Annotated in this window: 10 protein-coding genes; 7 read left to right on the forward strand and 3 right to left on the reverse strand. The window is 67.0% G+C overall.

Annotation, left to right across the window (positions count from 1 at the left end):
- The first annotated feature begins 35 nt into the window (after nt 1-35).
- Together ACCC97_RS02225 and ACCC97_RS02230 are read left to right on the forward strand one after the other, a co-directional pair.
- Complete coding sequence (locus ACCC97_RS02225) at nt 36-263, forward strand: BolA family protein (RefSeq protein ID WP_413313610.1); 228 nt, start codon at nt 36-38, stop codon at nt 261-263.
- 71 nt (nt 264-334) lie between these two features.
- Nucleotides 335-1,120: a peptidylprolyl isomerase gene (locus ACCC97_RS02230; RefSeq protein ID WP_413313534.1), complete on the forward strand. Its 786-nt coding sequence runs from the start codon at nt 335-337 to the stop codon at nt 1,118-1,120.
- 161 nt (nt 1,121-1,281) lie between these two features.
- On the opposite strand, the gene purL is transcribed toward ACCC97_RS02230, so the two are convergent.
- Nucleotides 1,282-5,250, reverse strand: a complete 3,969-nt coding sequence (purL, locus tag ACCC97_RS02235; RefSeq protein ID WP_413331479.1) for a phosphoribosylformylglycinamidine synthase — start codon at nt 5,248-5,250, stop codon at nt 1,282-1,284.
- Nucleotides 5,251-5,406: 156 nt separating this feature from the next.
- On the opposite strand from purL, the gene map reads away from it, so the two are divergent.
- From map to ACCC97_RS02250, 3 genes are read left to right on the forward strand one after another with little or no spacing between them, the layout of a single operon-like run.
- Complete coding sequence (map, locus tag ACCC97_RS02240) at nt 5,407-6,231, forward strand: type I methionyl aminopeptidase (RefSeq protein ID WP_007837809.1); 825 nt, start codon at nt 5,407-5,409, stop codon at nt 6,229-6,231.
- A gap of 22 nt (nt 6,232-6,253) precedes the next feature.
- Nucleotides 6,254-8,860 carry a [protein-PII] uridylyltransferase gene (locus ACCC97_RS02245; protein ID WP_007837810.1) on the forward strand — a complete coding sequence of 869 codons (2,607 nt, stop codon included), beginning with the start codon at nt 6,254-6,256 and terminating at the stop codon, nt 8,858-8,860.
- Between the two features lie 43 nt (nt 8,861-8,903).
- On the forward strand, nt 8,904-9,941 hold the full coding sequence (locus tag ACCC97_RS02250) for a diguanylate cyclase (RefSeq protein ID WP_413331480.1): 1,038 nt from the start codon (nt 8,904-8,906) through the stop codon (nt 9,939-9,941).
- Nucleotides 9,942-9,960: 19 nt separating this feature from the next.
- Here ACCC97_RS02250 and ACCC97_RS02255 read toward each other — a convergent pair whose 3' ends face one another.
- Entirely contained in the window at nt 9,961-11,310 is a 1,350-nt protein-coding gene (locus ACCC97_RS02255) for a putative bifunctional diguanylate cyclase/phosphodiesterase (RefSeq protein WP_007837815.1), read from the reverse strand.
- A gap of 122 nt (nt 11,311-11,432) precedes the next feature.
- On the reverse strand, nt 11,433-11,777 hold the full coding sequence (locus tag ACCC97_RS02260; RefSeq protein WP_413331481.1) for a hypothetical protein: 345 nt from the start codon (nt 11,775-11,777) through the stop codon (nt 11,433-11,435).
- Between the two features lie 187 nt (nt 11,778-11,964).
- Between ACCC97_RS02260 and ACCC97_RS02265 the strand changes: the two genes are divergently transcribed.
- Both ACCC97_RS02265 and pgm read left to right on the forward strand, forming a co-directional pair.
- Nucleotides 11,965-12,642: an HAD family hydrolase gene (locus ACCC97_RS02265; RefSeq protein WP_007837819.1), complete on the forward strand. Its 678-nt coding sequence runs from the start codon at nt 11,965-11,967 to the stop codon at nt 12,640-12,642.
- Nucleotides 12,639-14,303 (forward strand): phosphoglucomutase (alpha-D-glucose-1,6-bisphosphate-dependent), encoded by a 1,665-nt coding sequence (pgm, locus tag ACCC97_RS02270; protein WP_413331483.1) that lies wholly within the window; start codon nt 12,639-12,641, stop codon nt 14,301-14,303. The genes ACCC97_RS02265 and pgm overlap by 4 nt, the downstream gene beginning before the upstream one ends.
- Nucleotides 14,304-14,361 lie beyond the last annotated feature (58 nt).

Genomic DNA, 14,361 nt, shown 5'->3' on the forward strand with positions numbered 1-14,361 from the left:
CCTCCCTCCCCACCGCCGCCGACCTCGAAGCCGCGTTGCGCGAGGCGCTGGCCCCGACGCAGCTTGAAGTGATAGACGAAAGCAGCGCCCACGCGGGCCACGCCGGTGCCAATGCGCAAGGACGGGGCAGCCATTTCCGAGTGCGCATCGCCTCGCCGCTGTTCGCCGGAAAGCCCCGCGTGGCGCGGCATCGGCTTGTGTATGATGCCCTCCAGGTTTTTATCGCGCAGGGCCTTCACGCCATCGCCATCGAGGTGCTTTGAGCCCTCTGCCCGCTTTCTTTCACGCGCTTATTCCTACACGCGCATTTCTTCTCCAGCCTGATATTCATTTCATGAAAAAACACATCTTGCAGGCCGTTGCGGCCGCAGCGTTGATCGGTGCCATTCCGGTGGCGGCTCTGGCGCAGAACGCAGCCATCGTGAACGGCAAGCCGGTGCCCAAGGCCCGCATGGAAGTTCTGGCGCAGCAGCTGGCCGCCGCAGGCCGCCCGGTGACGCCCGAGATGCAGAGCCAGCTGCGTGAGGAAATCGTGGCGCGCGAAGTGTTCATGCAGGAAGCCCAGAAGCAAGGCCTGGACGCCAGCGAGGATTACAAGAACCAGCTCGAACTCGCCCGCCAGGCCATCCTGATCCGCGCACTGTTCGAGAACTACCGCAAGACCAACCCCATCTCGGACGCCGACGTGAAGGCCGAGTACGACAAGTTCGTTGCTGCCAACGGCGGCAAGGAATACAAGGCGCGCCACATCCTGGTCGAGACCGAAGACCAGGCCAAGAAGATCATGGCCGACCTGAAGAAGGGCGCCAAGTTCGAAGACATCGCCAAGAAGCAGAGCAAGGACCCGGGCTCGGGCGCCAACGGCGGCGACCTCGACTGGGCCAACCCCGCGGGCTTCGTGCCCGAGTTCTCGGAAGCGATGATCAAGCTCAAGAAGGGCGAGACCACCCCCGCTCCGATCAAGACCCAGTTCGGCTGGCACATCATCCGCGTCGACGACATCCGCCAGGCCCAGCTGCCGAAGCTGGAAGAAGTGAAGCCGCAGATCACGCAGCAGCTGCAGCAGCAGCGCCTGCAGAAGTATCAGGAAGAATTGCGCGCGAAGGCAAAGGTGGAATAAGGCACACCCCCAAGCTTCGCGCACTTCGCGTCGCTACGCCACCCCTTGCAGGGGGCAACACCTGCGGCCCGGCAAAGCCGGTTCCGCGGTGTTCTGGAAATAAAAAAAGCGGCCCCGTGGGCCGCTTTTTTGTTGCCCGCCGAACGGGCTTGCTGCGTCGATCAGCCGACCCACTTGCGCGCATTGCGCCAGATCTGCATCCACGGGCTCAGCTCGCTGCGGTCGCCCGGCGTCCAGCTCATCTGGATGTTGCGGAACACGCGTTCCGGATGCGGCATCACGGCGGTGAAGCGGCCGTCCGGCGTGGTCACGGAGGTCAGGCCGCCCGCGCTGCCGTTCGGGTTGAACGGGTACTGCTCGGTCGGTTGGCCGTGATTGTCCACGAAACGCATCGCGCCGATGGCCTTGGCGGCGTCGCCGCGGTGCTTGAAGTTGGCATAGCCCTCGCCGTGCGCGACCGCGATCGGCAGGCGGCTGCCGGCCATGCCCTGGAAGAAGATGCTCGGCGATTCGAGCACCTCGACCATCGACAGACGGGCCTCGAAGCGCTCGCTCTGGTTGGTGGTGAAGCGCGGCCAGGCTTCGGCACCCGGAATGATGTCGGCCAGCTCGGCGAACATCTGGCAGCCGTTGCACACGCCGAGCCCGAAGGTGTCGGCGCGGCCGAAGAAGGTCTTGAACTGCTCGGCCAGCTTCGGGTTGAAGGTGATGCTGCGCGCCCAGCCGATGCCGGCGCCCAGCGTGTCGCCATAACTGAAGCCGCCGCAGGCGACCACGCCCTTGAAATTGGCGAGGTCTGCCCTGCCCGTTTGCAGGTCGGTCATGTGGACGTCGAAGGCCTCGAAGCCGGCTTCGGTGAAGGCGTAGGCCATCTCGACGTGCGAGTTGACGCCTTGTTCGCGGAGGATGGCGACCTTGGGGCGCGATTGCAGGATGGCCGGCGCCGCGGGCTGCGCATTCGGCAGAAACACATGCATGCCAGGGTCCGAAGGCACGCCTGCCGCGGCATGCTCGGCATCGGCGCAGGCGGGGTTGTCGCGCTCGCGGGCGATCTTCCAGCTGACCGAGTCCCACACCTGGTGCAGGTCGTGCAGGCTCGCGCTGAACACCGGCTTGGCATCGCGCCAGACTTCGAGCTTGCCCTTGCCGGCATCCATCGTGGAACTCGCAGGCCGGGTCTTGCCGACGAAGTGGCTGTGAGCGCTCAGGCCGTGCGCGCGCAGCACCTGCATCACGTCGTTGCGCTCGGCCGTGCGCACCTGCAGCACCATGCCCAGCTCTTCGTTGAACAGCGCCTTGAGCGTGAGCTCTTCGCGCCGCGCACTGACCTGCTGCGCCCAGTTCTTGGCGTCGCCGGTTTCCATGCGGCTGTCGGAAATGCCATCGCCTTCGGTGACCAGCATGTCGACGTTCAGCGCCACGCCGACGTGGCCGGCAAAGGCCATTTCGCAAGCGGTGGCGAACAGGCCGCCGTCGCTGCGGTCGTGCATCGCGAGGATCTTGCCCTCGGCGCGCAGCGCGTTCACGGCATCGACCAGCGCGACCAATTGTGCCGGGTCGTCGAGATCGGGCACGGTGTCGCCGCTCTGATTGAGCGTCTGCGACAGAATGCTGCCGGCCATGCGGTGCTGGCCGCGGCCCAGGTCGATCAGCACCAGCGTGGTGTCGGCTTCTTCGGCGTCGAGCTGCGGCGTGAGCGTGCCGCGCACATCGGCCAGCGAGGCGAAGGCGGTGACGATCAGGCTCACGGGCGAGGTGACCTTCCTGGCTTCGCCGTTGTCCTTCCACTGCGTGCGCATCGACAGCGAATCCTTGCCGACCGGGATCGACACGCCCAGCGCCGGGCACAGTTCCAGACCCACGGCCTTGACGGTCTCGTACAGCGCAGCGTCTTCGCCGGGTTCGCCGCAGGCGGCCATCCAGTTGGCCGAGAGCTTGACGCGCGAGAGCTCGACGGGCGCAGCCAGCAGGTTGGTGATGGCCTCGGCCACGGCCATGCGTCCCGAAGCCGGCGCGTCGAGCGCGGCCAGGGGCGTGCGCTCGCCCATGCTCATCGCTTCGCCGGCAAAGCCCTTGTAGTCGGCCAGCGTCACGGCGCAGTCGGCCACAGGCACCTGCCACGGGCCGACCATCTGGTCGCGGTGGCTCATGCCGCCCACGGTGCGGTCGCCGATGGTGATCAGGAAGCGCTTGGAGGCGACGGTCGGGTGCGAGAGCACGTCGATGGCGGCCTTCTGCAGGTCGACGCCCGTGAGGTCGAGCGGCTTGAACGTGCGCGCCACGCTCTTCACGTCGCGGTGCATCTTGGGCGGCTTGCCCAGCAGCACGTCCATCGGCATGTCGACAGGCTGCACCTCGGCGCCTTCGTCGGCCACCAGCAGCTGGCGCGCTTCGGTCGCCACGCCGACCACCGAGAACGGACAGCGCTCGCGCTCGCAGAAAGCCTTGAACTGCGCGAGCGATTCCGGCGCGATGGCCAGCACGTAGCGCTCCTGGCTTTCGTTGCACCAGATTTCCTTGGGGGCCATGCCCGACTCTTCGAGCGGCACGGCGCGCAGGTCGAAACGCGCGCCGCGGCCGGCGTCGTTGGTCAGTTCGGGGAAGGCATTGCTCAGGCCGCCCGCGCCCACGTCGTGGATCGCCAGGATCGGGTTGGCCGCGCCCTGTTGCCAGCAGTGGTTGATGACCTCCTGCGCGCGGCGCTCGATCTCGGGGTTGCCACGCTGCACCGAGTCGAAGTCGAGCTCGGCCGCGTTGGCGCCGGTGGCCATCGAGCTGGCGGCGCTGCCGCCCATGCCGATGCGCATGCCGGGGCCGCCGAGCTGGATCAGCAGCGAGCCGGCGGGGAACTGGATCTTCTTCGTCTGGGTGGCGTCGATGCTGCCGAGGCCGCCCGCGATCATGATGGGCTTGTGGTAGCCGCGCTGCACGGTATCAAGGTCGCTCGCCACGGTCTGCTCGTATTCCCGGAAGTAGCCCAGCAGGTTGGGCCGGCCGAATTCGTTGTTGAACGCGGCGCCCCCCAGCGGGCCCTCGGTCATGATCTGCAGCGGGCTCGCGATGTGTTCGGGCTTGCCGTAGTGGCCCTCTTGCGGCCAGAGCTTGGACACGGTGAAGCCGGTCAGGCCCGCCTTGGGTTTGGAGCCGCGGCCGGTGGCGCCCTCGTCGCGGATCTCGCCGCCAGCGCCGGTGGAAGCGCCCGGAAAAGGCGAAATGGCTGTCGGGTGGTTGTGCGTCTCGACCTTCATCAGCACATGGCTCAGGGCGCTATCTTTTTGATAGCTTTGCGAACCGTGTGCCGGAATGAAGCGCTCGATGGTCGCGCCTTCCATCACCGAGGCGTTGTCGGCATAGGCGACGACCGTGTGCTGCGGGTTCTGCTTCTCGGTGTGGCGGATCATCGAGAACAGGCTCTGGGGCTGGGCCCTGCCGTCGATGGTGAACTGGGCGTTGAAGATCTTGTGGCGGCAGTGCTCGCTGTTGGCCTGCGCGAACATCATCAGTTCGACGTCGCTGGGGTTGCGCCCGAGGCGAGTGAAGGCGTCAACGAGGTAATCGATCTCGTCCTCGGCCAGCGCCAGGCCGAAACCGGTGTTGGCCGCTACCAGCGCGTCGCGACCGCCGCTCTGCACGTCGACCTGCGCCATCGGCTGGGCCGGCAGCTCGCTGAACAGACTGGCCGCCTGCTCGACGGTGGCCAGCACCGATTCGGTCATGCGGTCGTGCAGCGGGCCGGCCACCGCGGCGAGCGTGTCGCCCTCGATCACGGGCGCCTTGCCGATCAGCGGCGCCTTGAGCTTCAGGTGGTACTGCGTGACGCGCTCGACCCGGCGCAATGCCAGGCCGCAGTTGTGGGCGATGTCGGTGGCCTTGGAAGCCCAGGGCGACACGGTGCCCAGGCGCGGCGTGACCACCACCGAGGTGCCCGCCTTGGCCGGCGCCTCGAAGGGCTCACCGTAGGCCAGCAGCGCGGCAAAGCGCTCGCGGCCGGCCGCATCCAGCGCCGCATCGGTGACCACGAGGTGCACGAAACGGGCGGAAATGCCCTCGATGCGCGGCTCGATGGCCTGCAGCTTCGGCAGCAGCTGCCGCGCGCGGAAGTCGCTGAGCGCGCTGCCGCCCTCGAACATGGTTACGACAGGAAGGGCTTGAGGTGCGGGCTGCGTCACGGTCGATGGGGGCCTCGGGGGCCGCGTTGGAATTCAAGGAATCGAGGCGGATGGCCGCTGACTGGGGTCATCCGCGTTAACCCGGAATTTTAGCTTGGTGAATGGGATAATTCGGGCATGAGCATTAACTACAAAGACGCTGCGGGCATCGAAGCCATGCGGGTCGCCTGCCGCCTTGGCTCCGAGGTGCTGGACTACCTCACCCCTTTCATCAAGCCCGGCATCACAACGAACGATGTCGACCGGCTGGCCGCCGAGTACATGGTCAAGCAGGGCACCACCTCCGCCACGGTGGGCTACATGGGCGCGAGCAGCGTCCCGTTCCCGAAGTCGCTCTGCACCTCGGTGAACCACGTGGTGTGCCACGGCATTCCCAATGACAAGCCCCTGAAGAAGGGCGACATCATGAACGTCGACGTGACCGTCATCAAGGATGGCTGGTTCGGCGACAACAGCCGCATGTTCGTGATCGGCGACGCCTCCATCGCCGCCAAGCGCCTGTGCAGCATCACCTACGAAGCCATGTGGCACGGCATCCTGCAGGTGCGCCCCGGCGCGCATCTGGGCGACGTGGGCCACGCGATCCAGAAGTTCGCCGAAGGCCAGGGCTTCTCGATCGTGCGCGAGTTCTGCGGCCACGGCGTGGGCCAGCGCTTCCATGAAGAGCCCCAGGTGCTGCACTACGGCCGCCCGGGCACCATGGAAGAACTCAAGCCCGGCATGATCTTCACCATCGAGCCGATGATCAACGCCGGCAAGCGCGACGTGAAGGAAGACTTCAAGGGCGGCCAATACGACGGCTGGACCATCGTCACGCGCGACCACTCGCTGTCGGCCCAGTGGGAGCACACGGTGCTCGTCACCGAGACCGGCTACGAGGTGTTGACGTTGTCCGCGGGCAGCCCGCCGCCGCCCTCCTTCGTCACCTCGACCAAAACCTGACGCGCACACGCGCTCCCCGGCCGTGATCGAAGCAGCCAAGATCGACGTAGCGACGCTGCGCGAAGCCTATCGCGCCAAGAAGCTCGCCCTGTTCGACACCCTGCGCTTTGCGCGCGCGCCGACCCGCAGCGTGCACGCGGTGCTGCGCCAGCTCTCGGCGCTCGCCGACGAGACGCTCTGCACCCTGTGGCGCGAGGCCGGCTTCGGCGACTCGCTCACGCTGGCTGCCGTGGGCGGTTTCGGGCGCGGCGAGCTGTTTCCGTATTCCGACGTCGACGTGCTCCTGCTGCTGCCGCCCGAGGGCCACGAGAGCGAAATCGACCCGGCCCGCGTCGAGGCCTTCATCGGCCATTGCTGGGACGCGGGCCTCGAGATCGGCTCCAGCGTGCGCACGGTCGAGGAATGCCTGGCCGAGGCCGAGAAGGACGTCACCGTTCAGACCTCGCTGCTCGAAGCACGCCTGATCGTGGGCGACAAGAAGCTCTTCACCGCCTTCCGCCGCCGCTTCACCCGCGCCATCGACCCGCAGGCCTTCTTCGTGGCCAAGTCGCAGGAAATGCGGCATCGCCACCAGAAGTTCGACAACACGCCCTACGCGCTGGAGCCCAACTGCAAGGAATCGCCGGGTGGCCTGCGCGACCTGCAGACCATCCTCTGGATGACCAAGGCCGCCGGCTACGGCGGCCGCTGGGACGACCTCGCCAAGAACGGCCTGGCCACCCCGTTCGAGGCGCAGCAGATCAAGCGCAACGAGGCGCTGCTCTCGTTGATCCGCGCCCGGCTGCACGTGATTGCCAACCGGCGCGAAGATCGGCTGGTGTTCGACCTGCAGACGGCCGTGGCGGCAAGCTTCGGCTACGAAGGCGAGTCGCAGCGCAAGTCGAGCGAGGCCTTGATGCGGCGCTACTACTGGGCGGCCAAGGCGGTGTCGCAGCTCAACCAGATCCTGCTGCTCAACATTGCCGAGCGCCTGCAGCCCATCGACGAGCAGCACACACCGATCAACGAGCGCTTCTACGAACGTGCCGGCCTGATCGAGATCGCCAGCGACGACCTCTACGAGCGCGAGCCGCATGCGGTGCTCGAAACCTTCCTGCTGTACCAGAAGACCATCGGCGTGCAGGGCCTGTCGGCGCGCACGCTGCGCGCGCTCTACAACGCGCGCCACGTCATGGACAGCAAGTTCCGCAACGACCCGGTCAACCACGACACGTTCATGCGGATCCTGATGCAGCCCTACGGCATCACGCATGCGTTCCGGCTGATGAACCAGACCTCGGTGCTGGGGCGCTATCTGCGAGTGTTCCGCAGTATCGTGGGGCAGATGCAGCACGACCTGTTCCACGTCTACACGGTGGACCAGCACATCCTGATGGTGCTGCGCAACGTGCGGCGCTTCTTCATCGCCGAGCATGCGCACGAATACCCGTTCTGCTCGCAGCTGGCGGCCGGATGGGACAAGCCCTGGATCCTGTACGTGGCCGCCCTGTTCCACGACATCGCCAAGGGCCGCGGCGGCGATCACTCCACACTCGGCGCGCGCGACGTTCAGCGTTTCTGCAAGCAGCACGGCATCGCCCGCGAAGATTCCAGGCTCATCGAGTTTCTGGTGGCCGAGCACCTGGTGATGAGCCAGGTCGCGCAGAAGCAGGACCTGAGCGACCCCGAGGTGATTGGCGCTTTCGCCAAGCGAGTGGGCAACGAGCGCTACCTGACGGCGCTCTACCTGCTGACCGTCGCCGACATCCGCGGCACCTCCCCGCGCGTGTGGAATGCCTGGAAAGGCAAGCTGCTCGAAGACCTGTACCGCTACACGCTGCGCGCACTGGGCGGACGCATGCCCGATCCGGATGCCGAGGTCGAGTCGCGCAAGCGCGAGGCGCTCGTGCAACTGGCCCTGCACGCGCAGCGCTTCGAGGCGCACAAGGCGCTGTGGGACACGCTCGACGTGGGCTACTTCATGCGCCACGACGCCACCGAGATCGCCTGGCACGCCAAGCAGCTCTCGCGCTTCGTGCCGCCCAGTAACGTGCCGGTCGACCCGAAGGCGCCGCCTGTGGTGCGCGCGCACCTGTCGCCGGTGGGCGAAGGCCTGCAGGTGGTGGTCTACACGCCCGACCAGCCCGACCTGTTCGCGCGCATCTGCGGCTACTTCGACCAGGCGTCCTTCAGCATCCTCGACGCCAAGGTGCACACCGCGAGCAACGGCTACGCGCTCGATACCTTCCAGGTGGTGACCACCTTCGTGCCGGACCACTACCGCGACCTGATCAGCATGGTCGAGTCGGGCCTGGCGCAGACGCTCACCGAGGCCGGTGCCCTGCCCCCACCCAGCATGGGCCGGGTCTCGCGCCGGGTGCGCAGCTTTCCGATCAAGCCGCGCATCAGCCTGCTGCCGGACGACAAGGCGCAGCGCTGGCTGCTCAACATCTCGGCCAGCGACCGTGCCGGCCTGCTGTACTCGGTGGCCCGGGTGCTGGCGCGCCATCACCTGAACCTGCAGCTCGCCAAGGTCACGACGCTGGGCGAGCGGGTGGAAGACACCTTCCTGATCAGCGGCCCCGAACTCCAGGGCCAAAAAACGCAACTGGCCATCGAAACCGAGCTGATGGAAGCTCTGGCCTCTTGAAATTGCCCTCCCGAACGCAACCGATGCCATCAGAATGTCGGCCATGGAATCCTTGATCGAACAGCTATCCGACTCCGTCTCCTCGGCCAAGACGCTGGAAGACCTCGTACGCCCGATGCTCGAAATGCTCGAGGCGGCGACGGGCCTGGAGTCGGCTTACCTCACGACCATCGACCTCGACAAGGGCCGACAGCACATCTTGTTCGCCCACAACGCCGGTGAATTGTCCCTGCCCGAGGGTGCGCCGGTGCCTTGGGCCGACACGCTCTGCCGGCATGCCATGGAGGAAGGCCGCATCTACACGGACGACGCCGGCGGCTGCTGGGGCGATGCCGACGCCGCCCGCCGGCTCGGCATCCAGACCTGTGTGAGCGCACCGGTGACGGCCGGAAGCGGCGACCTCTTCGGTGTCCTGTGCGGTGCCAGCTCACAACAGCTGCCGCTGCCGCCGCATACCGAGCCGGTGCTGCGGCTTTTCGCGCGGCTGATCGGCCAGCAGGTGGAGCGCGAGCTGCTCGTCGCAAAGCTCAAGAAAGCCCAGGCCCAGCTCGCCACCCACGCCGCGACCGACGCCCTCACCGGCCTGCCCAACCGCCGCGCGCTCACCGACGAACTGCAGCGCATGCTGGCGCAGGGCGCGCGCGGCGGGCAGAGCGTGCTGGTCGGCTTCATCGACATGGACAATTTCAAGAAGATCAACGACACGCACGGCCACGAGGTCGGCGACGAGTTCCTGTCGGCCATGGCAAAACAGCTCTCGGCCTCGGTGCGCGCGAGCGACATGCTGGCGCGCTTCGGCTCCGACGAATTCGTGGTGATCGGCCTCGGGCCCGCGCTGGACGAGTCGCCGCGCACGGGCGCGCGGGCCATGGCCGACCGTCTGGCGGAAAACACCATCTTCGAGCTGAAGCTGCGGCACCTGACGATCGACTACGGCGGCGCCAGTGTCGGCGTGGTGGCCGTCGACCCCCGCACCGTCTCTGCCGAGGCCGCCCTGCGCCAGGCCGACACCGCGATGCGCGCCGTCAAGCAAAGCCGCCGGGCCATGGTCCGCGACGCCGTGGTTCCTGCGTCCAGCTGAACGGACGCCGCCGCAGCGCTCAGGCGCCGGGCAGCGCCGCCGCGCGGGTACCCCACAGGGGAGCCCGCTCGTACTGCGCCACCCATTGCACGATGTCCTTGGCCGCCATCGGCATGGCAATGCCGTAGCCCTGGGCGAGCGTGCAGCCCAGGGCGAGCAGCTCTTCGCCCTGCTTCACCGTTTCGACGCCTTCAGCCACCGCCGTGAGTCCGAGCGCGTGGAGCAGCGCGATGATGCCCTGCACGATGGCGTGGTCCTGGCCGTTGTCGAGCATGCCACGCACGAACGACTGGTCGATCTTCACGGTCGACACCGGCAGCTGGCGCAGATAGGTGAGCGAGGAGTAGCCGGTGCCGAAGTCGTCGATGGTCACGCCCACGCCCAGCGTCTTGCAAGCCTCGACGAACAGCGCGACGTTCGCGAACTGGCTGATCGCTGTGGTTTCCAGGATCTCGAGCTCCAGCATGCCCGCACCCAGCTTCGGAAACTGCGACAGGTGCCGCGCGAGCCGTTCGACGAAGTCCCAGCGCATCATGTGGCGCGGTGCCACGTTCACGCTCACCGACATCTGCAGGCCCGCCAGGCGCCACTGGTGCGCCTGCCAAAGGGCCGTGGCGATGGCCCAGTCGCCGACCTGCTCGACCAGCGCGTCGTCTTCGATCAGCGGCACGAACTGGGCCGGCGGCAGCAGGCCGCGCTCGGGGTGCTGCCAGCGCAACAGCGCCTCGACGCCGACCACCACGCCGCGCTGCATGTCGACCTTGGGCTGGTAGACCAGGAAGAACTCGCCCTGCAGCAGGCCTTCCTGGATCCGCTGGCGCTCGCGCACCACCTGCTCGTCGGCGCGCGCTTGCGGCGCGTCGAAGTAATGCACCTTGCCGTCGGCCGCGCGCTTGGCGAAGAAGGCGGCGTGCTGCGCCTGGCGCAGCGCGGTTTCAGGGGGCGGGCCATTGCTGTCGAGCAGCATGGCGCCGATGCTCGCGTCGATGCTGCCCGCCTGGTCATGCCAGCTCCAGGGCTCGGCGAGGGAAGCCTGGATGCGTTCCAGCACCTGGGTGCACTGCGAGGTTCCGAGGCCGGCGAACAGGGCCGCGAATTCGTCGCCGCCCACGCGGGCCATCACGCTCTCGCGCGGCAGCTGAGCCTTGATGCGGCGGGCCACCTCCTTGAGGGCGACATTGCCCGCCACCATGCCAAGGCGGTCATTCAGCAAGGCAAAGCGGTCCACGTCGATGTAGCAGACGGCAGCCAGGCGCTTGCCTGCACGGGCCCAGTCGTCCATCAACGGGCGCAGCACCTCGTCCGGCGGGAGACGTGCCGACCCGTCGTAGTACGACGGCAAAGAGACTGTGGGTTGCTTGTTCGACAAAAGACTGGGCTCCGGAGGTCGCGGGCTATTGTTCCCCCAATTGGGGCGATTGCGTGCCTATTAGCTAATATTAGTTACATGAGCGCTGCATTCACACAACACCCGGGCCCACGCCGCGTCTCCTAGCCGCAATAGGCCCCCACCACGCGGCCGGTCGGTTCGACCTGCACGTTGAGCCTCGCCGTGTCCTGCATCGGATCGGCTTTTTCCACGGCGGGCACCGTACGTGCCAGGCGGGCGCCGGCGCGCTGGCGCATCTCTTCCAGCAACTGCTGGCTGACGCGCAGGCCCAGGCCAAACCGCACGGCAGCAGCCTGGCAGGTTTCGGGCGGCGTGACGAAGCTCGGGGGTTCGGGGACTTCCGATGTCAGGGGGCGGTCGGCCGGTGGCGTCTGGCAGCCAGCCAGCAAAAGGCCCATGGCCATGGCCGGCAGGCCGATCCAGTGGCGACCGTTGGTGATGCGCATCTGTCTTGCTCCTTCTTCAAACTGCAACCCTGAGCAGGAGCTTATTCAATTCCGAGGCCGATCCCCGGCACGGCTCAAGCCAATGGATCTCGGAGCCTCAACAAAATCACGCTGCGGCCGTCCGGGGTCGCATTCGAAGCGTATGCTGGAAGCGACGCGCGCAGTTCTGGCCCACCCGCCACACACCATGACACCGCCCCCTGCCACCGTTTTCCTGATCGACGTCGACAACACCCTGCTCGACAACGACGGCATCATCGCCGACCTTCGCACCCATCTCGAACAGACCTTCGGCGCCGAAAGCGCCAGCCGCTACTGGACGGCTTTCGAGCAATTGCGCAACGAACTCGGCTATGTCGACTACCTCGGCGCCCTGCAGCGCTACCGCGCCGAGGAAAGCAGCCGCGGCATGAGCGATTCGCGGCTGCTGCTGATGTCGGAATTTCTCATCGACTACCCCTTTGCCGACCGGCTCTACCCCGGCGCGCTGGAGACGCTGAAGCACCTGCGCCAGCGCGGGCCCACGGTGATCCTGTCCGACGGCGACGTCGTGTTCCAGCCGCGCAAGGTGCAACGCTCCGGCCTTTGGGACGCCACCGAGGGCCGCGTGCTGATCTACGTGCACAAGGAACAGATGCTCGACGCCGTCGAGCAGTGCTACCCCGCGCGGCACTACGTGATGATCGACGACAAGCTGCGCATCCTCTCGGCCATGAAGGCCATCTGGGGATCGCGCCTGACGACGGTCTTCGTGCGGCAGGGGCACTATGCGCTCGACACGCAGGCCAACGCCGCCTATGCGCCCGCCGATATCGCCATCGAGCGCATCGGCGACATCATCAACCTCGACTTTCCACCCGCATGAGCCAAGCAACCAACCCTCTCGCGGGACAGCCCGCACCCATCGAACTGCTGGTCAACATACCGCGCCTGATCTCCGCCTACTACACCGGACGGCCCGACCCGTCGGTGCCGAGCCAGCGCGTGGCCTTCGGCACCTCGGGGCACCGCGGCTCCTCGTTCGACGATGCGTTCAATGAATGGCACGTGCTGGCGATCAGCCAGGCGATCTGCGACTACCGCAAGCAGAAAGGCATCGACGGGCCGCTGTTCCTCGGGATCGACACGCATGCGCTGTCGACACCGGCCTTCAACAGCGCGGTCGAGGTACTCGCGGCCAACGGGGTCGAGCTGATGATCTCGAAGGACGACGAATACACGCCGACGCCGGCCGTGTCGCACGCGATCCTCGTCTACAACCGTGGACGCACCGGAAGCACCGGGGGGCTGGCCGATGGCATCGTCATCACGCCCTCGCACAACCCGCCCGAGAGCGGCGGCTTCAAGTACAACCCGCCGAACGGCGGACCGGCCGGCACCGACATCACCTCGGCCGTCGAGGCGGCGGCCAACAAGATGCTTGCCAACAACCTCGAAGGCGTGAAGCGCATGCCGCTCGCGCAGGCGCTGCGCGCATCGACCACGCACCGGCACGACTATCTGAACACCTACGTCGAAGACCTGGCGCAGGTGCTCGACATGGACGCGATCCGCGACGTGAACCTCAACCTGGGTGTCGACCCGCTGGGCGGCGCGGGCGTGCGCTACTGGCCCGCGATTGCCGAGCGCTACAAGCTCACGCGCCTGAACGTGCTGAGCCAGGAAGTCGACCCGACCTTCCGCTTCATGTCGCTCGACTGGGACGGCCGCATCCGCATGGACCCATCGTCGCCCGACGCCATGCACAAGCTGATCGAATTGAAGGACCGCTTCGGCATCGCCTTCGCCTGCGACACCGACCACGACCGCCACGGCATCGTCTCGGGCAGCACCGGGTTGATGCAACCCAACAGCTACCTCGCGGTGATGATCGACTACCTCTACACGCACCGCCCGCATTGGCCGGCGCAGGCGGCCGTCGGCAAGACGGTGGTGAGCAGCCAGATGATCGACCGCGTCACCGCACGGCTCGGCCGCAGGCTGTACGAGGTGCCGGTGGGCTTCAAGTGGTTCGTAGACGGGCTGGTCGATGCCTCGCTGGCCTTCGGCGGCGAGGAAAGCGCGGGCGCGACCTTTCTGCGCAAGGACGGCTCGGTGTGGACCACCGACAAGGACGGCCTGGTGCCCGCCCTGCTCTCGGCCGAGATCGCCGCGCGCACCGGGCGTGACCCGGGCGAGCGCTACACCGAGCTGACGCAGGCGCTGGGCCAGCCGGTGTCCGATCGCGTGGATGCCGCGGCCACGGTGGAACAGAAGAAGCGGTTGTCGAGCCTGTCGCCCGAGCAGATCCGCTCGACCGAACTGGCGGGCGACCGGATCGTCAACGTGCTGAGCCATGCGCCGGGCAATGGTGCGGCCATCGGTGGCGTGAAGGTCGTGACCGAGAGCGGCTGGTTCGCGGCTCGCCCCTCCGGCACCGAGAACATCTACAAGATCTACGGCGAGAGCTTCAAGGGCAAGGACCACCTCGCGCGCATTCTTGAAGAAGCGCAGCATGTGGTGGACGGGGCCCTCTCTGCGCCCTGAAGGAATGCAGGCGCCGATGCTGCGGCCGCCCCCGCGCGACGTTCTGCGCGCTTCGCTA

This window comes from Variovorax sp. Varisp85 (assembly GCF_047304045.1).
Lineage (GTDB): Bacteria > Pseudomonadota > Gammaproteobacteria > Burkholderiales > Burkholderiaceae_C > Variovorax.

What these genes read in the sequence shown, in the direction of transcription:
- pgm (WP_413331483.1), top strand. Translation starts at nt 12,639, where the DNA reads ATGAGCCAAGCAACCAACCCTCTCGCGGGACAGCCCGCACCCATCGAA.
- ACCC97_RS02265 (WP_007837819.1), top strand. Translation starts at nt 11,965, where the DNA reads ATGACACCGCCCCCTGCCACCGTTTTCCTGATCGACGTCGACAACACC.
- purL (WP_413331479.1), bottom strand. Translation starts at nt 5,250, where the DNA reads ATGTTCGAGGGCGGCAGCGCGCTCAGCGACTTCCGCGCGCGGCAGCTG.
- map (WP_007837809.1), top strand. Translation starts at nt 5,407, where the DNA reads ATGAGCATTAACTACAAAGACGCTGCGGGCATCGAAGCCATGCGGGTC.
- ACCC97_RS02260 (WP_413331481.1), bottom strand. Translation starts at nt 11,777, where the DNA reads ATGCGCATCACCAACGGTCGCCACTGGATCGGCCTGCCGGCCATGGCC.
- ACCC97_RS02250 (WP_413331480.1), top strand. Translation starts at nt 8,904, where the DNA reads ATGGAATCCTTGATCGAACAGCTATCCGACTCCGTCTCCTCGGCCAAG.
- ACCC97_RS02230 (WP_413313534.1), top strand. Translation starts at nt 335, where the DNA reads ATGAAAAAACACATCTTGCAGGCCGTTGCGGCCGCAGCGTTGATCGGT.